This window comes from Martelella sp. UBA3392, from assembly GCF_002358775.1.
Taxonomy (GTDB): domain Bacteria; phylum Pseudomonadota; class Alphaproteobacteria; order Rhizobiales; family Rhizobiaceae; genus Martelella; species Martelella mediterranea.
Genome location: NZ_DEPM01000134.1, coordinates 1 through 19,400, shown reverse-complemented (window position 1 = coordinate 19,400; position 19,400 = coordinate 1). Strand labels below are relative to the sequence as shown.

17 protein-coding genes are annotated in these 19,400 nt (G+C 61.6%); 10 read left to right on the top strand and 7 right to left on the bottom strand.

Translation table 11 applies throughout. The features are described from left to right. The 6 genes from B4E36_RS09940 to B4E36_RS09915 form a co-directional block, all read right to left on the bottom strand. The coding region (locus B4E36_RS09940; RefSeq protein ID WP_345900300.1) for a TRAP transporter large permease at positions 1–982 on the bottom strand (982 nt) is incomplete at its 3' end. After that, complete coding sequence (locus B4E36_RS09935; protein WP_292056293.1) at positions 982–1,482, bottom strand: TRAP transporter small permease; 501 nt, start codon at positions 1,480–1,482, stop codon at positions 982–984. The genes B4E36_RS09935 and B4E36_RS09940, both read right to left, overlap by 1 nt. Positions 1,483–1,550: 68 nt before the next feature. Beyond that, on the bottom strand, positions 1,551–2,480 hold the full coding sequence (locus tag B4E36_RS09930; RefSeq protein ID WP_292056296.1) for a dihydrodipicolinate synthase family protein: 930 nt from the start codon (positions 2,478–2,480) through the stop codon (positions 1,551–1,553). Next, a complete protein-coding gene (locus B4E36_RS09925) occupies positions 2,473–3,480 on the bottom strand; it encodes a phosphoglycerate dehydrogenase (protein ID WP_292056298.1) in 1,008 nt (335 codons plus the stop codon). Before B4E36_RS09925 ends, B4E36_RS09930 begins: the two co-directional genes overlap by 8 nt. A gap of 70 nt (positions 3,481–3,550) precedes the next feature. Continuing rightward, entirely contained in the window at positions 3,551–4,318 is a 768-nt protein-coding gene (locus B4E36_RS09920) for a glucose 1-dehydrogenase (protein ID WP_292056300.1), read from the bottom strand. 145 nt (positions 4,319–4,463) lie between these two features. Further along, positions 4,464–5,483: a TRAP transporter substrate-binding protein gene (locus tag B4E36_RS09915; protein ID WP_292056302.1), complete on the bottom strand. Its 1,020-nt coding sequence runs from the start codon at positions 5,481–5,483 to the stop codon at positions 4,464–4,466. A gap of 395 nt (positions 5,484–5,878) precedes the next feature. Here B4E36_RS09915 and B4E36_RS09910 point away from each other — a divergent pair, with 395 nt between their 5' ends. Continuing rightward, positions 5,879–6,583, top strand: coding sequence for a GntR family transcriptional regulator (locus B4E36_RS09910; protein WP_292056304.1), 705 nt, complete (start codon positions 5,879–5,881; stop codon positions 6,581–6,583). A gap of 264 nt (positions 6,584–6,847) precedes the next feature. Here B4E36_RS09910 and B4E36_RS09905 read toward each other — a convergent pair whose 3' ends face one another. Further along, on the bottom strand, positions 6,848–7,867 hold the full coding sequence (locus B4E36_RS09905) for a LysR family transcriptional regulator (RefSeq protein WP_345900299.1): 1,020 nt from the start codon (positions 7,865–7,867) through the stop codon (positions 6,848–6,850). Positions 7,868–7,956: 89 nt separating this feature from the next. Between B4E36_RS09905 and B4E36_RS09900 the strand changes: the two genes are divergently transcribed. The 9 genes from B4E36_RS09900 (at position 7,957) to B4E36_RS09860 (ending at position 19,372) form a co-directional block, all read left to right on the top strand. Continuing rightward, complete coding sequence (locus tag B4E36_RS09900; RefSeq protein WP_292056309.1) at positions 7,957–8,607, top strand: GntR family transcriptional regulator; 651 nt, start codon at positions 7,957–7,959, stop codon at positions 8,605–8,607. A gap of 39 nt (positions 8,608–8,646) precedes the next feature. Next, positions 8,647–10,368: an ABC transporter permease gene (locus tag B4E36_RS09895; RefSeq protein WP_292056312.1), complete on the top strand. Its 1,722-nt coding sequence runs from the start codon at positions 8,647–8,649 to the stop codon at positions 10,366–10,368. Next, positions 10,361–11,482, top strand: coding sequence for an ABC transporter ATP-binding protein (locus B4E36_RS09890; protein ID WP_292056315.1), 1,122 nt, complete (start codon positions 10,361–10,363; stop codon positions 11,480–11,482). The genes B4E36_RS09895 and B4E36_RS09890 overlap by 8 nt, the downstream gene beginning before the upstream one ends. Positions 11,483–11,529: 47 nt before the next feature. Next, positions 11,530–12,909 carry an acyclic terpene utilization AtuA family protein gene (locus tag B4E36_RS09885; protein ID WP_292056317.1) on the top strand — a complete coding sequence of 460 codons (1,380 nt, stop codon included), beginning with the start codon at positions 11,530–11,532 and terminating at the stop codon, positions 12,907–12,909. 2 nt (positions 12,910–12,911) lie between these two features. Next, complete coding sequence (locus tag B4E36_RS09880; protein WP_292056320.1) at positions 12,912–13,250, top strand: DUF4387 domain-containing protein; 339 nt, start codon at positions 12,912–12,914, stop codon at positions 13,248–13,250. Between the two features lie 126 nt (positions 13,251–13,376). Then, the gene (locus B4E36_RS09875; RefSeq protein WP_292056321.1) at positions 13,377–15,035 is read left to right on the top strand and encodes a hydantoinase B/oxoprolinase family protein; all 1,659 of its coding nucleotides are present in this window, start codon (positions 13,377–13,379) and stop codon (positions 15,033–15,035) included. After that, positions 15,032–17,176, top strand: coding sequence for a hydantoinase/oxoprolinase family protein (locus B4E36_RS09870; protein WP_292056323.1), 2,145 nt, complete (start codon positions 15,032–15,034; stop codon positions 17,174–17,176). The genes B4E36_RS09875 and B4E36_RS09870 overlap by 4 nt, the downstream gene beginning before the upstream one ends. Continuing rightward, positions 17,173–18,186 carry a phosphoglycerate dehydrogenase gene (locus B4E36_RS09865; protein ID WP_292056325.1) on the top strand — a complete coding sequence of 338 codons (1,014 nt, stop codon included), beginning with the start codon at positions 17,173–17,175 and terminating at the stop codon, positions 18,184–18,186. The genes B4E36_RS09870 and B4E36_RS09865 overlap by 4 nt, the downstream gene beginning before the upstream one ends. Before the next feature lie 100 nt (positions 18,187–18,286). Then, positions 18,287–19,372: an ABC transporter substrate-binding protein gene (locus B4E36_RS09860; RefSeq protein WP_292056327.1), complete on the top strand. Its 1,086-nt coding sequence runs from the start codon at positions 18,287–18,289 to the stop codon at positions 19,370–19,372. Positions 19,373–19,400: the final 28 nt, after the last annotated feature.

Genomic DNA, 19,400 nt, shown 5'->3' with positions numbered 1-19,400 from the left:
TGCCGACCACAAGAAGCATCACGTTGATCAACAGCAGCAGAACCAGCTCATTCGAGACGTTCCCGCCGATCAGATTGCCGAGCATGGTCGGCACGCCGAGCAGGTTGAGCGTCCGCCCGATCGCCGCGCCCGTTCCGGCCAGGATGAGGATGGGCGCGATCGTCAGCGCGGTTCCTGCGACGGTCCGAACCACGCCCAACGGCGTCAACTCGCGGAACACGACGATCGAAACGAAGGCGCTGTAGGCAACCGCGATCGCGGCCGCTTCAGTGGGCGTGAAGACGCCGGAATAGATGCCGCCGAGCACGATGACAGGGGCCAGCAGTGCCCAGAAGCTGTCGATAAAGGCCCTGAACTTCGACACCCGGCCTGCATCGGTTTCGATCCTGTCCTTGTGGCGCGTGCCGTACCAGAAGGCATAGCACATCAGCAGGCCGCCGATCAGCAGTGCCGGGAACACGCCGCCGATGAACAGAGCGCTGACGGAGACATTCGCCGACATGCCGTAGATGATCATCGGGATGCTGGGCGGCACGATCACGCCGAGCGTGCCGGCCGTCGTCACCAGAACGGTCGCGAATCTGAGGTCATAGCCCTGCTTGGTCAGGAGCGGGATCGCCATGGCGCCGATGGCGGCGACCGTTGCGGGCGATGAACCCGAAATCGCGCCGAACAGCATGCAGGCCATCACGGTCGCGATCGCCAGACCGCCGTTCAGCCCGCCGATCAAGGCATCGGCGAAGCTGAACAGCCGGCGCGCAAGTCCGCCCTTGGTCATCAGGTCGCCTGCCATCATGAACAGCGGGACCGCAAGAAACGGGAAGGAATCGATCGCGGTGACGATCGTTCGCACGGTCTGTCCGGTGTTGACCGGCGCGCCGAACCACCCCGGGATGATCGCGCCATAGCCGAGCGCGATGGCGACCGGTACGGTGAGCAGCAGAAGAACAAAAAACGAAATGATGGACAGCGCCGGATACATCAGATGTCTCCATGCTCGTTTAGCGGGATCTCACTGGCGACGAAGTCGACGATCAGCGCCTGGATCGTTCTGACCATGGTGAGGCTGAAACCCACCGGAATGGCGGCATAGACAATCCACATCGGAATGCCGAGCGCGGGAGAGGTCTGACCCAGCATGGCAAGACGCTCGATCAACGGAATGCTGGCCGAAATCATGATGAAGCTGAAGACGAGCATGCCGATATGGGCAATGATCGCAAATACCCGATGGCTTTTCTCGCCGAAAAGCAACGGCAGGAAATCGACGCTGATATGCCGTCGTTCCCGCACGGCGAGGCTGACGCCGATAATCGCCGACCAGACCAGCACATAGCGCGCCAGTTCCTCCGACCATGTGAACGGCGAACGCAGGAAGTACCGCATGATCACCTGGGCAAACAGGACCACGGACATGACGAGCAGCGCGCCCGTCAAAAGGATGCGCTCAAAATAGCGTTCCAGGAAACGCAGGGCTTTCATGCTCACCTCCCAATCTCTTCACGAGGAAGCCGGGCGCGGCCATGACAGCCGCGCCGTCGGCAATTTCATCAGGCTCTTGCCACTTTTTCGCGGAATTGCGCCGTGCCGGTTTCGATGTGCCCCAGAAGCGCCTCCACCGCCCAGTATTTTTCGGCGATATCGAAGTCAATGGCCCGGCTGCCGATGCCTTCGAACGTCCCCAGGCGCTGGTGGTAGAGCTTGGCGAGCTTGGGATAGCCCATCGGCTCTGCCATGGCGGCAAGCGCGAGGAAAACGGCCAGTTCGCCAGCGAGTTCGCTGTGTTGCGGTCCCTTGGTCAGCAGCCATTTATAGAGGTCGGGATGGAAATTCGTGAACACGCCGGTAAAACCGTTCGAGCCCGAGAGCATCGCTTCATGCGCAATGCCTGCATTGGCATTGACGATGGCAAGCGAGGTGTCCGCGGTCAACGCGACGCGCCGGCGGACCGTTTCGAGGTCGCAGGAGACATCCTTCAGAATTCCGAAACGATCCGAGCGCGCGCAGAACATCAGTTCGTCGTCGCTCAAAAGCCGCCGGTATGGAGCCGGGCATTCGTAAAGGCCAAGCGGCAGGGCCTTCGGCAATTTTTCGATCAGCCAGCCAAGATCGTCGATGAAGGCGGTCCCGCCCTTCTGGCCTGCGTCAAGGCGGTTGGTGACGAGCACCAGCCCGTCGACGCCGGTTTCAGCCACGGCATCGAGTTCGCGCGCCTGATCTTCCAGCTTGTCGCTGACATGGCCGGACGCGACGACCGGAATCCGGCCGCCCACGGCTTCGACGACGAATTTTGCAAGGGCAACGCGTTCTTCGAGGCTCAGAAACAGCATTTCACTCGATTGGCACACGGCAAAAAGCGCATCGCAGCCATTGGCGATATACCATTCGATCAGCCGCGAAAGTCCCGGATAGTCAATCGTGCCGTCATCCTTGAACGGCGTAATCATCACCGGGATGATGCCCTCGATACGCTTAGTCATTGCTTTCGCCTTTCAGTACGCCGGGATTGACCACATAAGGACGGATCCTCTGGTGGTCGCCGGACAGATAGTCGAGAATGTTCGAAACGCAGCGCTCGGTGACGAGGCGTTCGGCCATCTTGTCCATGCCCGAAACGTGCGGCGACAGAAGAACATTGGAGAATTCGCGCAGCTTCGAAGACGCCGGCAGGGGCTCGGTCTCGAAAACGTCGAGCCCGACGCCGCCGATGCGGTCCTCCTCAAGCGCCGCCACTAGCGCGGCCTCGTCGATCAGCGGACCGCGCGAGGTGTTCACCAGAATGGCCGTCGGCTTGACCAATGCCAGCCGCTCGGCATTGACCAGATGGCGGGTCTCCGGCGTCGAGGGTGCGTGCACCGAGATCAGGTCGGACTGCGAGAACAGGGCTTCCAGATTTTCAACCCGCCTGGCGCCGAGGCTTTCAATCTGCTCGTTGCTGGCGAAGGGATCGTAGACAAGCGTTTCCATCTGGCTTGCCACGCAACGCCGCGCCATGGCGCCGCCGATCCGGCCAAGACCGATGATGCCAGCGGTGCGACCCCAAAGGCCGGGGTGGAAACCGTCGAAGAACCACTGGCCGGACTTCACCATCTGATCGCGCGGAATGATGCGGCAGGCCAGCGTCAGCGCCATGGCATGGGCATATTCGGCCACGCTTTCGTGATTGGCACCGAAGGCCATGGCGACCGGAACGCCAGCAGCGCTCGCCGCCTCGACATCGACCTTGTCATAACCCACGCCCCAGCGCGCGATGATGCGCAGCGACGGCGCCGATTGCAGCACGCGCGCCGTGTAGGGCTCGCCGCCGGCAATGGTGGCAACCACGCCGCCCTGAAGCTTTTCGATCAGTTCGTCTTCGCTCGGAAGACGGAAGGTCTCGTTGACCTCGACCGTGAAGCCCGCTTCCTTCAGCGGATCAAACAGGGCATCGCCGTTTTTGAACTGCTCGGTATTGACCAGTATTTTCTTGTGTTCAGTCATGATGCTTCCAGGCATTCTGGTTGGAATTTGCGGCTGCGGGCGAGCGACCCGGCGCGGCGGCCGGCGGCATTTACATGCCGCTCAGCAGGCCGCCATCGACATAGATCACCTGGCCGTTCATGAAGCTTGCGGCTTCGGATGCCAGGAACACGGCAACGCCCTTCAACTCGTCGAGTTCTCCCCAGCGACCGGCGGGTGTGCGCGCGCAGACCCAGTCGTTGAATTCCTTGTTCTCGAACAGATCGGTGTTAAGCTCGGTGCGGAAATAGCCGGGGCCGATGCCGTTGACCTGAATGTTGTGCCCTGCCAGTTCGCAGCACATGCCCTTGGTCAGCATGCGCACGGCGCCCTTGGCGGTGGTGTAGGGAACAATGCTCGGCCTGCCGACTTCGCTGGCAAGCGAGCAGATATTGATGATCTTGCCGCGCTTGCGCTCGGCCATGCGTTCAGAGACCGCGCGTGCGACGAAGAACACGGCGTTGAGATTGGTTTCCATCACATCGCGCCAGAGTTCATCCGTGATTTTGGTAAACGGCGCCCGGCGCTGGATGCCCGCATTGTTGACGGCGATATCGATGGGGCCGATTTCGGTTTCGATCTTCTCGATGCCGGCGGCCACCGCCTTGCTGTCCGTCACATCGAAGGGCACCGCGTGGACGGCGTAGCCCTTGTCCGCAAGCTTCGCCTGCGCTTCTGCCAGACTTTCCGGTTTTCTGGAATTGATGACGACCGTTGCGCCGGCATCGGCGAAAGCCTCGGCAATTGCAAATCCGATCCCTCTGCTGGAGCCGCTGACAAACGCCGTCTTGCCGCTGAGGTCGAACATTTCCTTGATCATGAATTTTCTCCAGAGTGGCACAGCCGAAACCACCTCACGGGCCCTGCTGCGCGCGCCGCCTGCAAGCAGGAGCGCGGGGCATTTTTCGCCCGCAATACGGGGCAAGGAGACGCGCTTTGCGCGCGTCCCTTATCGTCAATACAGATCAGTTGGCGGATTTCGCCTGATCGATCGCGTTCAGCAGACCGTCGACGATATCGTCACCGACATCGGCGCGGATCTGGTCGATCATCGGCGCGGTGCGCTGCTGGAACTCGGCCAGCGCCTCGGGCGTCAGCTCGATGATTTCCATATGCTCCGCCAATTCGGCACGTTGATCCGCAAGCGCTGCGTTCTGCGCGTCCCACTGATGGGCGATGGCATCATCGAGAACACCATCGACGACGTCCTGCAGGTCTTCCGGCAGGTTCTGGTACCAGGCGTTATCCATCAGCATGAGGTTTGCCAGAAGGATGTGGTTGGTTTCGGTCAGGTAGTCCTGAACTTCATAGAACTTGCCCGACAGGATGTTGAGGTAGGGGTTTTCCTGACCATCGACAACGCCCTGCTGCAACGCGCCGTAAAGCTCGGTGTAGGCAATCGGGGTCGGCGCGGCGCCAAGAAGGCTCCACATCTCGATGTGATAGGGATTTTCCTGCACGCGAATGCGCAGCTTGGCCTTCTCGATGTCTTCCACGGTGTGTACGGGAACATCAGATGTGGTCAACTGACGGAAGCCGATGTTGAAGAAGCCCGCGAGGCGGAAGCCGCTCGGCTCCATGTATTTCTCAAGGCCCTTGGAGAATTCGCTATCGAGCAGAACCTGCTTCTGCAGTTCCGGGTCTGCCGGAAAGATATAGGGGATGTCGAAGACAGCGAGCTGCTTCACGAAGGGAACCAGCGGTGACGTGCTCATCGTGGTGAGCTGGACATCGCCGAGCGCAATGCTCTCGGCCACTTCACGGTCGCCGCCGAGCGCGCCGCCGCCGTAGAGCTTCGCGGAAATGCGGCCGTCGCTCCGCTGGTTGATCTCAGACTCCATATATTCGAAGGCCTGATAGATCGGGCTGTCGGGATCGGTGACCTGCATCGACAGGACCATGTTGTAGTCCGCCGCATGCGCGAGCGAAACATGCGATGTGGCGATCAAAATGCCGCCGGCGGCAGCAGCCAAAATCTTGTTCATAGAAGCCTCCCTTAGACTTGTTTATGGCGGGTAGCGGGCAGGCCGGAACCTCTCTCCAAACCTCCCGACGACGACCGGACATTTCTGAAGCCGCCCCGCTCAATCGTTCGTTCCGGCCCGCAAGATCGAGCCGTGCCATTTCTGATGCCGGGGCCGGCGCCAATGCCGGAAATCAAGACATGCAAAAATGTCCGCAAACCACTACATGCAACTGACATGTTAGTCAACACTCAGACGCATGCCAGCTATGCACTACCCTGTTTCCCCCCTCGCCTGTTCAATTCCGTGTCTCGTTCCAAGCAGTGCCGCAATTGTTGACATGCATCTGACATGTTAAGATCGGATTCGATTTGCCGCAGCCTCTTGCAATCCGCTTGATCATCAAAAGAGACGATATGCCCGCTAAAACGCACCCGAATTCGGTTCCCCCCGAGCTTAGCTCCGAGCCGCCCGAACAGATGATGCGCGAAAAGGCCTATGAGCGGATCGAGGCACTGCTCAATTCCGGCGCCCTGAAGCCCGGTCAACTCGTTTCCCAGCGCGAGCTGGTAAAGCTCACCGATACCACGCTTGGCTCGGTTCGCGAGGCGATTGCAAGGTTCCAGACCGAAGGCTTGCTGATCCCGCTGCCGAAGCGCGGCCTTATGGTGCCGAGCATGGATATCCAGTTCGTGCGTGAGGCCTATGAGTTGCGCAGCGTGCTGGAACTGGCCGCCGTCGACGCTGCGATGCGGAATATTCCAAAGGATACACTCGAATTCTGGATCAGGGAATTTGAACGGGCGGAGGACGCCGCGCCCGGTCAGGAACAGGAACACGCGGATGCGCTACAGAAACTGGACTGGTCGATGCATAACGCGCTGATCGGGAGTATGCATAACGAGCTGTTTCTCAACGTCTATCGGGTGACGGCGATCAAGATCCGGATGGCCGTGCAATACCGGCTGCGCGTCACCCCGTTCAATGCCGAACGCGTCGGACGCGAGCATCTCGCTTTCCTCATCCCGATGCGTGAAGGACATGCGGAGGCGGCCAAAAGCGCCTTGCAACAGCATCTAGACAATTCGCTGACCCTCGCCTTGGGCGGCACGATCGCCTGATTGCGAGGAACCCAAGTGAAACGCTTCGCCACCACGTACGCATCGCTTGGAGCTAGCGTTCGAGCTGGGAAGGCAATGTGACGACCGGTTAACCGGCCCTCCTGAAAAAGTTGAGCGAGCAAAGCCAAGACCTCATCAATGCATTTGCCCCGTCCCGAAAGCCCGTTCAACGATCCGGGCTACTCGATTTCCGGGTTATGACCGCTTTGGCCGCAGCGTTCCGGGTTACGGGATCAACGCGGAATTTGTGCGCCACATGACCTTTCAGGTCGCCTGAAGGAGGCGGCCGGAATAGGCTTTGACGCGGCTCCACAGAGCTTCGGCCGCGCCGGATTGCCGGCTTTTGGGTCGCCATATCCGGATTTCGATGTCGACCAGGTCACCAAACGCCGCTACCCGCTCGAGGCGACCGCTGGCGAGGTCGTCGGAGACCTGGCTGTTCGGGCTCCAGCTCACGCCGCGGCCGCTTCGCGCCATGGCCGTCAGCACGCTGGAGAGATGCGACGAGAATATCGTGGGATTGTTCCTCTCGAAATATCCGTCCCGCTGGCGGTTGGCGAGAATGCGCCCCATTCCCGATTCCTGAGTGAAAGTCAGCAGCGGCAGGTCCTGAACCGCGTGCTTCCCGATCAGCGCGGGCGTGGCGACCGGCACCAGCACGTCGCGACCGATGACGAGCGAGCGAAAATCGTCCTGGAGCCGCACGGGCGCGTTCACATGGTGATGGCAGATCAGGAACTGGGCGCGGCCTTCCAGCATGAGGTTCTCGCAGGCAACCATGTGATCGGCGATCAGTTCCACCGTGGCGGTGAGCGGTTCCTCGGCCTCCAGCAGCCTCAGCCAATGGGGAAAGAATGTCAGGGACAGAACATGGGTGGCCGCAAATCTCAGCTTTCGCTCCGAGATCGATCCCACCTCCTGTACATGGACGCGCGCATGGTTCAACTGGCGAAGCAGGTCGCGGGCCAGGGGCAGGAATGCCTCTCCGGCCGGCGTCAGCTTGAATGTATGTGTGCTTCGATCGACCAGCGTGACGCCTATCCAGTCCTCAAGCGCCTGGATTCGCCGACTGAAGCTCGGTTGCGTGACGAACCGCTGCTCCGCGGCACGCGAGAAGCCCCGGACCTCTGAGAGAACGAGGAAATCCTGCAGCCATATCGAGTTCACGAACGAGCCTCCCAACAAACCCAATTCAGCGACGCCGCACGCACTCATCCCGCCGGCGACGGGCCGGAATGTTCCCGTCCGCCCATAGGAAACTATGGTTACGGCGGCAAGACACATCGATGCATCGTTTGATGCACAACTTGCGGGTTGAAGAATGTTCGACAAAGCGCACAATGTCAAAATTGTCGACAATCGGGAGGGGATAAGTGGACAGACTATCGCCGCGAGACATATTCCAGGAGCTCAGCGGATCGATCCTGCGGGGCGATCTGAAACCCGGCACGAAGCTGACCGAGGTGGGACTCGCCCAAAAACTGAGCGTCAATCGCGCAACGCTACGGGAAGCGTTGTTCCGTCTCGAGGAAAGGGAGCTTATCGAGCGAACCCCTTATTCGGGAATGCGCGTCGCGACGGTCGACAAGCGCGCATTGCTGGAACTCTACGAGATACGCGAACTGCTCGAAGGACGCAGCGCGAGACGAGCCGCCGAACTGGCGACGAAAGAGGAAATCGCCGGCCTCGGACAGATCGTTGAAGCCAGCCTCGAATTCGTCGCCAAATTCACATCGCAGGCCTCCTCCGATGCGAGGACGCTCCCCGCCGTCGGCGGCTTCCACACCGAAATCGCGCGAATCGGGCGGAACGAGGAGATCCGCAAGTTCCTCGGACGAGAGGTGTGGGAATTCATCCGCAGCGCGCATCAGCGCTGGAGCCGTACGCACGAGCGGCTTCTGACGGCTTCACGGGAGCACCAGGAGATTTTCGAAGCCATCGCCGCCCGAAACGGCGATCACGCGGAAGAACTGATGGCACGGCATATCCGGGCGGCACGCGACGGGTTGCTGCAGGGCAACTGATGCGGCCGTCGGTTCATGCATAGGACAAGGGAGGATCATATGTCGGCAGCTCTTTCGGAGGAAGCGACAGGCGAGAGAACATCGCCGGTCGGCCAGGGAGACGGTTTCTGGATTCAGACGCTGATCACTGTCGTGATCATCGCGCTGTTGGCGGTCGTCGTCGTGCCGGCATTGTTGCAGGTCTTTCTGGACAAGCCGCTCTACTATGACGACGCCCAGTTCACCTTGAACAATCTGGCAAGGGTCTTCACCGATCCGGAGGTCAAGGCCTCCTACGGCGCAACGGCGCTGTTCACGGTCATCGTAACCGTTCTCTCAATGCTGCTCGGCATCGCCTTCGCGATCCTGCTGGGCCGAAGCAACCTGCCCGGGAAGGCCCTGCTCGGGGCCATCCTGCTGTGGCCGCTCTTCATCTCGCCGCAGGTGATCGGCTTCGGCGCGATCATCAGCTACGGGCCCTCGGGCATCGTCACGCTGCTGTGGCAGAAATTCTTCGGTGTTCCCGCACCGTGGAACCTTTATACGGTGACGGGCATCGCCGTCATATCGGCGATCGCCGCGACCCCGGTCACGACCCTCTACTGCATCGTGGCGGCACGCCAGCAGGATCCCAACCACGACGCTGCGGCGCGCATCGCCGGTGCCGGCCCCTTCTACACGCTTATGCGGGTCAGCCTGCCCCTTATGCGCCCTGCCCTGATCTTCGCGCTCATCATGAATATCGTGCATGCGCTCGAAACGCTGTCCATCCCGCTGATCGTCGGTTCTCCCGTCGGCATCAAGCTCGTCACGACGTTCATTTTCGAGAAGGTTTTCTCAGCCAACGGCACGCCGGACTACGGGCTCGTCTCCGCGATGGTCCTCGTCCTGATCATGTTCGGCTTGCAGCGGCTCGCCCTGCGCCGTTCGCACAGGTTCGTCAGCATCTCTTCGAAAGCGGCGCGCATAAAGCCACTCGAACTCGGGCGCGCCAAATGGCCGATCTTCGGCCTGGCGTGGGCATACGTCTTTTTCGCTATTCTGCTTCTGATCGGATCGGTGTTTTTGCGCGCGGCGACCCATGTCATTTCGCCTTATGTCCCCATCACACAGGTCCTGACGTGGCAGAACTACATCGACGTTCTCACGGTCGACGTCTATGTCCGCTCAATCGTGAACACGATGGTTCTCGCCGTGCTTGGAGCCGGTCTGGGAACGATGCTGATTGCCGGCCTCGCCCTTGTGGCGCAGCGGTCGAACTATCCCCTTCGCCGGATGGTGGACCTGCTGGCCCAGCTTCCGCGGGTACTGCCCGGTCTGATCGTCGGGCTCGGCGTTTTCTACGCGTCGGTCTATTTGCCGGTGCTCGGGGCGCTCCGGGCGACGATCTGGCTGGTGCTGTTCGCCTATCTTATCCGCTTCATCAGCGCCGGATACGGAATAATCCTGCCTGCGCTGTTTCAGATCACGCCGGACTTCGACCGAGCAGCCAAGGCGTCTGGCGCCGGCTGGCTGCGAACGATGTCGCATATCATCCTGCCGCTGCAGAAACATGCGTTGATGTCGTGCTTCGTCCTGCTGATGATCCTGATCGTAAAGGAATACGCCTCCGCCGTATTCCTGATGGCACCGGGAAGCGAGGTGATCGGCTCCACCATGCTGAGCCTGTGGCTGCAGGGACAGCCTGGCCCGGTGGCGGCACTCGCGACGATACAGGTGGGCATTACCACGATCCTCATCGCCATCTCCACCCGCCTTTTCGGAGTAAAGCTTCATGACTAGTCTCACCGTTCGCAATCTCAGCCGACATTTCGGGGCCTTCAAGGCACTCGAGGGAATTTCCTTCGACGTGCGCGCCGGAGAATTCCTCACCCTCCTCGGTCCGTCCGGATGCGGCAAGTCGACGACGCTCACTGCGCTTGCCGGGCTCGACCGGCCGACGGGCGGGTTGATCCAGATCGGCGATCGCACAGTCTTTGACAGCGAAACGAACACCTTCGTGGATGCCCAGTTCCGCAACCTTGGCCTGATGTTCCAATCCTACGCCCTGTGGCCGCACATGACGGTCTACAAGAACCTCGATTTCACGCTCGAACTGCGCAGGATCCGCGGCTCGGCCGCGCGGCAGCGCATCGAGCAGGCCCTCGATATGGTCGACATGCTCGAATACATCCAGCGTTATCCCGGCGAACTGTCGGGCGGTCAACAGCAGCGCGTCGCCCTCGCCCGCACTCTGGTCTACCAGCCGGAAATCCTGCTTCTCGACGAGCCCCTTTCCAACCTCGACGCCAAGCTTCGTGAAAAGGCGCGGCTGTGGCTCGGCGACCTGCACAAGAAAACCGGCGTCACCATGGTCTACGTGACCCATGACCAGGCCGAAGCGCTTTCGTTGTCGGATCGGATCATCGTCATGAACCGGGGCAGGATCGCCCAGATCGGCGCTCCGCTCGACGTATATGAACAGCCGGCAGACCTGTTCGTGGCCGATTTCGTCGGCGCCTCCAACATTCTGAGCGGCACGCTGCTGCGCGACGGCTCCGGCCGAAAAGTCCGCATCGGCAACAGCCCACTGCTGGACATGGCAACCCAAACCGACCTGCCCGACGGCCCGGTCATGGTCAGCATCCGGCCCGAGGCCATTTCGCCGGTCGCCGAACCGTCCGGCAAGAATTCAATCCCCTATATGCTGCATGCACGCAGCTACCTCGGATCGCGGGCGCTTCTGGTGCTTGACGTGGCGGGCAGCGTCATCAGGGTCGAGACGGACGCGAAGACCCCGAACGCGGAAGCCGGGCACCTCTTCATCCCGCCCGAGGCCATCCGGGTGTTCCCGCTCGAACAGGCCGATCTTCTGCCAGCGGAAAGCCGGGGGGACCTCCTCCACACTGCAGCCTGACGCGGTACAGAGCCGTGGAAACAATCGAGAGAAGACAGGGAGTTCGAATGTCTAGCAACGAAAAGACGGTATCAGTCGTCGTGCCGGCAGGTGTGCTCGGCGCCGGCATACGCCGGGAGCAGGTCGAATGGGGAATCCGGCAAGGCGCCGTCGCGGTCGCGGTGGATGCGGGATCGACCGACAGCGGTCCGTCATGTCTGGCAACGGGCGTCTCGAAAATGAGCCGTGACGCCGTCCACCGGGATATCAAGGCCATGATGGAGGCGGCGACGCCCGCGGGCATTCCGATCCTTATCGGCACCTGCGGCACCAGCGGAACGGATATCGGCGTCGACTGGACACGGGATATCGTCATCGACATCGCCCGGGAAATGGGCGTCGCCCCGAAGATTGCGCTGCTCTACAGCGAGCAGCCCCAGTCGGTAATCCTCGACAAGATCGATCGAGGACAGATCAAGCCGCTGTCGCCGACGGAGTCGCTGGAGCCCGGCACGGTCCGCGAATGTGCGCATATCGTCGCCCTGATGGGCCCCGAGCCCTACATCGCCGCGATGAAGGAAGGCGCCGACATCATTCTCGGCGGTCGCACCACGGACACAGCGGTGATCGCCGCTGCACCGCTCATGCTCGCCGCAGGAGCGGGAGCGGCGTGGCACGCGGCCAAGACGGCGGAATGCGGCGGCCTCTGCACGGTCAACCCGCGTGACGGCGGCGTGCTGATCACGGTCGGCGATGACTACTTCGATGTCCGGCCTCTCGCGCCGGAGAACACGGTGACGCCGGAGACCATATCAGCCCACATGCTCTACGAGAACAGCGATCCGTTCCGCCTTTTTGAGCCCGGTTGCGTGCTCGACGTGACGGATGCTGTGTACACCCAGAGGGACGAAACCACGGTTCGTGTCACGGGTTCGCGCTGCGAGCCGATGCCTTACACGATGAAGCTCGAAGGCGCATCGGTCGGACCTTTCCAGACACTGATGATGATCGGCATCGAGGATCCCTCGGTCCTCAAGGAATTCGATTTCTTCCTGGAGTCCATGACCACCAAGCTGAACGAGATCGTCCGCAACACGTTTCCGGACCTTTTCGACTACGATCTTTCCTTCAGACCCTATGGCTACAATGCGGTATCAGGACTTCCCAGGGACGGTTACGTCCCGAGCGAAGTCGGCCTGATGATGGTGGTGACCGCACCCACCCAGGATCTGGCGACGCGCATCGCCAAGGCGCTGAATCCGCTGTTCTTCCACTTCCCGCTGCGGCGCGGCATTCCGCTCCCGAGCTATGCCTTTCCCTTCTCCCCCGCCGAGATCGAGCGCGGGCAGGTCTATGAATTCAAACTCAATCACGTGATGGAGGTCGAGGATCCGATGGAATGTGTCCGCACCGAATACGTCACCGTCAGAAGTCTCGAGGAGGCGTGAACATGACCCGGCTCAAAGACGTCACGCGATATGTGCGCTCCAAGAACGCCGGCCCATTCTGGGTGACGGTAGACATCTTCTTCAACAATCCGGAAGCCTACGAGGAGCATCGCAATGCAGCCGTTCTCTCACCCGAAAGCATTGGCGCGATCTACGGCGTGCCGTCCGCGTTGGTGAAGCGCTATGAGGTGCCGAACTTGGCGATGGTCAAGATCTCCTATCCACGCCAGACCCCGCAGGGCGGGATGCTGGAGCGCGACATGCACAGCGGTCAATCCTATGTCCGCCTCCTTGATCTGAACCTGCGCGCCAACGGTGCCGCAGCGGCCGAAACGACATAGGCGCGCCCGTCCCGCAAGGCGGACCATGACGGCCGCAACGCATCAAAAAATGCAAATTTCGAATTGGCTCGCATGTTGGGCGACACCTAACAATGGGCCGGGCAAGTCGCCCGAATTGGAGTGGAAATGCGATCGACATATGATCCGATAACCCTTGAGGTCTACTGGAGCCGATTGGTGGCCGTGGCCGACGAAGCGGCAAGCACGCTGCTTCGCACGGCATTCTCGACGATCATTCGCGAGTCGAATGATTATGTGACCTGCCTGCTCAATGCCCGCGGCGAAACGCTGGTCGAATGCAGCGGCGGCGTGCCGACATTCGCCGGTCTCCTCGGGCGCACGACGAGGCATCTTCTTACAATTTTCCCCGTGGACACATGGCAACCCGGCGACGTGGTGATCACGAACGACCCGTGGATCGGAACGGGGCACCTGCCCGACATCTCGGTCATCACACCCGTGTTTCATCTCGACAAACTTGTCGGATTTTCCGCCAGTGCCGCCCATACGCCCGATATCGGCGGCACCATCGGCTCGGCGAACAAGGAAATCTACGAGGAGGGCCTGCGCCTTCCGCCGGTTCATCTCTACCGCAACGGCCGACGTAACGAGGCGGTGTTCGAGATCATCTCGGCAAATGTCCGTTTCCCGGATCTGGTGCTCGGCGACCTCGACGCCCAGGTGAGCGCCAACCGCATCGGCGCTCGCGGAGCGACCGACTTCCTGAGCAATACAGGCCTGCCCGATTTCGCCGCGCTGTCACGCGAGATCAACGCGATGTCGGAGGCCGCCATGCGCGCGGCGATCCAGGATATCCCCGACGGCGTGTATGCCTCGACCGTCGAAGTGGACGGATATGAGGACCAGGAGACGGTGATCCGTTGCGCGATCACGGTCGCCGGCGACGACATGACCATCGACTATGCCGGTACTTCGCCGCAGATCGCGCGCGCGATCAACTGCACGCTGAACTACACCATCGCCTATTCGATCTACCCACTCAAGTGTCTGCTGGACCCGCACACGCGCAGGAACGAAGGCTCCTATCGGCCGATCACGGTGACCGCCCCGGAGGGAGCGATCGTCAATGCGCGGTTCCCGGCTGCCGTGGCGGCGCGTCATCTGACCGGCCATCTGCTGAGCTGCGCGATCTATCAGGCCCTTGCTCCCGTGCTGCCCGAGCGGGTGGTCGCCGACAGCGGCGGCGCGCCCTCTCTTCGCGTGCGTTTCTACGGAAAACACGCCGATGGCCGCGATTTCGGCGTCATGCTGTTCGCCAGCGCCGGAATGGGCGCATCGGCGCAGATGGACGGCCTGTCGACCACCGCCTTTCCGACAAACTCGGGAGCGGGCAGTATCGAGGCGATCGAGACAATTTCGCCCTTGGTATTCACCCGCAAGATGTTCCGTCCCGACTCCGGCGGCGTCGGCCGGTTCCGCGGCGGTCTGGGTCAGGTTTGCGAGGTCCGGAACAACTCGCCCTATCCATGTCAGGTCATCATCGTCGGCGACCGTGAACGACACCCCCCGCTCGGTCTGCTGGGCGGCGGTCCCGGCGCGCCAGCGGCAGCGATAATCGACGGCGAAAAGCGAATCTCGCTGAAATCGCGCAGCACGCTTGCGCCCGGATCATGCCTTGCGCTGCATTTCGCGGGCGGCGGCGGATATGGCAATCCGCTTTCTCGGGAGCGCGACGCGGTCGAGCGCGATCTCACGGAAGGCAAGATAACCAGACAAGCGGCCCAGAGCGCCTACGGACTGTACATCAAGGAAGACGGGGCATGAAACCGACTACACGAATTGGCGTCGACATCGGCGGAACATTCACCGACTTCGTCCTGCACGACGAAGAACGCGGGATCACCCGTACCGGCAAACGGCCCACGACTCCCGACCAGCCGAGCCTGGCGATCATCGAGGGAATACTGCGGCTGCTCGACGAGACGAACACGAAGCCGGAGCAGATCCACTCGATCATCCACGGCACGACCCTCATCACCAATACCGTCCTCGAGCGGACCGGGGCGAAGGTGGGCCTGATCGCCACCCATGGTCTGACCGATGTGCTCGAAATGCGGCGCGAGACGCGTTTCGACGTCGACGATCTGCAGCAGCGACCGGCGCCGGAGATCGTGCCGCGCAATCTTCGGCGGGGTGTGGCCGGCAGGATAACGGCGGACGGAGCCGAGTTGATCGCATTCGACGAGACCGGTTTTGTCACGGAACTGGACCATCTCGTTCGCGAGGAGAAAATCGAATCGCTGGCCATCTCGCTCATGAATTCCTATCGCTGCCCGGATCACGAGCGCCGCGCGCGCGACATCGCGGTCGAGCGGTATCCCGGCCTTTATGTCACCATCTCATCGGAGGTCGCGCCGGTCATTCGCGAATACGAGCGGACCAACACGGCCTGCGTCAACGCCTACGTCCAGCCGCGCGTGCACGGCTATCTCAACAGGCTGTCGGACGATCTTCGCGGATTGGGCTTTCGCGGACGTCTGTCGATCATGCTGTCAGCCGGCGGATTGATTTCGGCCGAGGATGCGAAAGACTTTCCCGTGAGGCTCATCGAGTCCGGCCCCGCCGCCGGCGCTATGGGCGTCGCCTATCTCGCACGAAAGCTCGACGCCCCGCATGTGATCTCGTTCGATATGGGCGGCACGACCGCGAAGATGTGTCTGATCGAGAACGGCCATCCTCACGTCAAGCACGATTTCGAAGCCGGTCGGATCGATCGTTTCAAGCCCGGCTCGGGGCTGCCGCTCAAAGTCACCGTGATCGACATGATCGAAATCGGGTCGGGCGGCGGCTCGATCGCCTCGATCGACAATCTCGGCCTGATGAAGGTCGGCCCGCGCAGCGCCGGATCGGTTCCGGGACCCGTCGCCTACGGCAGGGGCGGCACCCAGCCCACAGTGACCGATGCGGACCTCCTGCTCGGTTACCTCAATCCCGCCTACTTCCTGGGCGGCGAGATGGCGTTGAAGCTCGAGGACGTGCAGAACGCCGCAGACGCGCTGCTCGGCCAACCGCTGAACATGCCTGCGAACCTCGTGGCCCAGGGCATTCAGAGCATCGTCAACGAGAATATGGCGGGCGCGACGCGCATGCATCTTGCCGAAAAGGGCAAGGACCCGCGCGACTATGCCATGATCGCATTCGGCGGCGCCGGGCCGGTCCACGCCTTCGGTCTCGCGCGGCTGCTGCGTCTGCGCACATTGATCGTGCCGATGGGCGCCGGCGTGATCTCGGCATTCGGTTTTCTCGTCGCGCCACCCGCCACAGACGACGCGCGCGGTTATCTGACCCCGCTTCTTCGCGTCGACTGGGATCTGGTCAATCGGCTCTATGACGAGATGCGGGACAAGGCCGAGCAGACGCTCAGGGGCATGGCCGTCGGGGAGGACGCAATCCGCTTCGAATGGAGCGTCGACATGCGCTATCTCGGCCAGGGGTTCGAGATCACCGTTCCCATTCCAGCCGGACCGCTCGGGCCGGAGCATCTCGACGCGATTCACCGCGCCTTCGACGAAACCTATCGCGAAACCTTCGGGCGGACCGCGAAGGGCATTCCGGTTGAAGCCGTGAACTGGCGGCTGACGGCCTCTCTACCTGCGCAGGATATAAGCCTCGCCTACTCGGTGGTGGAAACGTCGGCCGAGCGGATGCCCCGCGACGTTATCTTTCCGGATCACGGGCCAATCCGGACACCTGTCTACGACCGCTACGCGTTGAAACCGGGGCAAATCATCGAAGGCCCGGCCGTATTCGAGGAGCGAGAAACGACATTTACCGTCGGCCCGGACTCCAGCGTTACCGTTGACGATCTCTACAATCTGGTCGTCACGCTGCGATATCCCGACGACCAACCCTCAGCGGGTTCATCTTCCGCCGCCAACGAGATCGCAGAGGAACTGGGAGCATGACCGGAAAATCTCACCGGGTCGTGGTGACCCAGAATTTCTTCGATCCCGACACAAGGCGATATCTGGAAAAGGCCGGTTGCGAAGTTGTCCAGGCGGAATTGCCTCCGGGCTCCGCCGACCGCAACATGGACCACGACACGCTGGTCAGCCTGCTGGCCGGCGCGGATGGCTGGATCGTCGGACACGCGATGGTTACCAGAGAGTTGATGCAGGCGCTTCCCGATCTGAAGATTATCTCCCGGCGCGGCGTCGGCTACGAACGGGTTGATTGCGAGGCAGCCCGGGACCTCGGAAAGGTCGTTTGTATCGCCGCTGGCGGAAACGACGCCTCCGTCGCGGACCATACGCTCGCGATGATGCTCGCCGTCGGGCACCGGCTCCGGGAAACCCAGGCCAACATGATCGACGGCAACTGGAAGATCCTCTCCGGCCGCGACCTGTTTCGAAAGACCGTCGGCATCGTCGGACTGGGTCGGATCGGCAAGAGCCTGGTTCAGCGTTTGCAGGGATTCCAGGCACGCATCCTCGTCACCACGCGGACGCGGGATGCGGCCTATGCCGAGACGAGCGGTGTCGAATACTGCGACCTCGACCACCTTCTGCGGGAAAGCGACTATGTCAGCCTGCACGCGCCCCTCACCGACGCCACGCGCTTCCTGATCGATGCGAAGGCCATGGCCATGATGAAGGAAGACGCGATCCTCGTGAATGCCGCCCGCGGCGGGCTGGTCGATGACCGCGCCCTGCTCGAGACCCTCCGGCGGGGTCATCTTTTCGGAGCGGCGCTCGATACCTTCGTCAGCGAAGGAGACGCCACCTACCAACCGGTTACGGCGGCATTGCTGACACTGCCGAATGTTGTCGCGACGCCACATGCCGGAGCTTCGACGAAAGAGGGCCTGATCCGCACCAATCGGGTTGCGGCCGAATGCGTGGTCGCGGTGCTGTGCGGCGGTCGGCTCAATCCGGATTGCGTCGTGACAGACGGGAGAACGCCGCCGCCGGCCTGAGCGGTCTTCGGCAGCGCCGGTCGCATCCGTCCAGGCCCTCGCCTGCCGGAAAAATAATGCCGCATCAATGGAGTTGCGGCGCAACAAGGAGGAGAAAATCATGAACATGCGAATGACGATCGCCGCGACGCTGCTCGCCGCATCCACGATCGGCGCCAAGGCGCAGACGGTTCCCGAAGGCTATCCGGCCGATTACGCCCGGACGATCGAGGCGTCCAGGGACGAACTGGGCCTGCTGGTTTATTCCAATTTCCCCGCCTCTTTCTGGGAACCGTTGATCGAGGCATTCGACGAAGCCTATCCGTGGATCAAGGTCGAAACAGCCAATTTCGACGCCGAAATGTGGGAGAAATACCGCCTCGAGGCCAAGCAGGAAGTCCGAACCGCCGACATCATCACGACCGTCGCCCCCGAACACTGGGTGCAGTTCGTCAAAGACGGTCACCTGGAGCCATACGCTTCGCCGGAACTACCCAACCTGCCCGCGTGGTCCGTACCGTTCGAGGGCCTCTACACCATTTCCGCTGTTCCGATGCCAATCGTCTGGAACCGCGCACTGGTCAATCCGGGTCCCCAGTCGCTTGCCGAACTCGCCGAGATGGTCAAGGCCGACCCCGACAGATGGCGCAACAAGATCACCATGTACGACGCGGAGGTTAACCCCTACGGTCTCGCGATCATGCGCAACTGGCTGAACCACAAGGATAACGACTGGTCGCTGTTCGAAACCATCGGACCGATGACCCTGCCCGAGCGAGGCGCCGGAACGATGCGCGAAAAGACGTCGACCGGCGAATACCTGTCGATCGTCTTCACGTCCGGACTCGGCATTTCCCAGTTGGAAGCGCCGGGCGGCAAGGCGACGTTGGATTACGCGTTCCCCAAGGACGGCACGCCGCTGTCCCTCCAGAGCATCGGCATCACCAAGACCGCCTCAAGCCCGAACAGCGCCAAGCTGCTGCTCGACTTCATCCTGTCGCGCCCCGGGCAAATCGCTTTCGCGAAAGCCGGCTTCACGCCGTATCGCGAGGATATTTCCCCGGACGAGGTGCCTTTCTACACCTTGCCGATGATCCGAGACATCGTCGGCGAGGAAAACCTCTTCATCATGTCCTACACGCCGGAAGCCCTGGCCGGCACAAACGAACTCATCGAACGGTGGGTCAAGACGTTCCGCCAGAAATAGCAGGTTGGGGCCCGCCGAAAACAGGCGG

Bases quoted from the DNA above. Each gene is read 5' to 3' on its own strand.
- B4E36_RS09920 (WP_292056300.1), bottom strand. From the start codon at position 4,318: ATGATCAAGGAAATGTTCGACCTCAGCGGCAAGACGGCGTTTGTCAGC.
- B4E36_RS09935 (WP_292056293.1), bottom strand. From the start codon at position 1,482: ATGAAAGCCCTGCGTTTCCTGGAACGCTATTTTGAGCGCATCCTTTTG.
- B4E36_RS09890 (WP_292056315.1), top strand. From the start codon at position 10,361: ATGACTAGTCTCACCGTTCGCAATCTCAGCCGACATTTCGGGGCCTTC.
- B4E36_RS09895 (WP_292056312.1), top strand. From the start codon at position 8,647: ATGTCGGCAGCTCTTTCGGAGGAAGCGACAGGCGAGAGAACATCGCCG.
- B4E36_RS09880 (WP_292056320.1), top strand. From the start codon at position 12,912: ATGACCCGGCTCAAAGACGTCACGCGATATGTGCGCTCCAAGAACGCC.
- B4E36_RS09915 (WP_292056302.1), bottom strand. From the start codon at position 5,483: ATGAACAAGATTTTGGCTGCTGCCGCCGGCGGCATTTTGATCGCCACA.
- B4E36_RS09870 (WP_292056323.1), top strand. From the start codon at position 15,032: ATGAAACCGACTACACGAATTGGCGTCGACATCGGCGGAACATTCACC.
- B4E36_RS09865 (WP_292056325.1), top strand. From the start codon at position 17,173: ATGACCGGAAAATCTCACCGGGTCGTGGTGACCCAGAATTTCTTCGAT.
- B4E36_RS09875 (WP_292056321.1), top strand. From the start codon at position 13,377: ATGCGATCGACATATGATCCGATAACCCTTGAGGTCTACTGGAGCCGA.
- B4E36_RS09910 (WP_292056304.1), top strand. From the start codon at position 5,879: ATGCCCGCTAAAACGCACCCGAATTCGGTTCCCCCCGAGCTTAGCTCC.
- B4E36_RS09905 (WP_345900299.1), bottom strand. From the start codon at position 7,867: ATGTGTCTTGCCGCCGTAACCATAGTTTCCTATGGGCGGACGGGAACA.
- B4E36_RS09930 (WP_292056296.1), bottom strand. From the start codon at position 2,480: ATGACTAAGCGTATCGAGGGCATCATCCCGGTGATGATTACGCCGTTC.
- B4E36_RS09925 (WP_292056298.1), bottom strand. From the start codon at position 3,480: ATGACTGAACACAAGAAAATACTGGTCAATACCGAGCAGTTCAAAAAC.
- B4E36_RS09885 (WP_292056317.1), top strand. From the start codon at position 11,530: ATGTCTAGCAACGAAAAGACGGTATCAGTCGTCGTGCCGGCAGGTGTG.
- B4E36_RS09860 (WP_292056327.1), top strand. From the start codon at position 18,287: ATGAACATGCGAATGACGATCGCCGCGACGCTGCTCGCCGCATCCACG.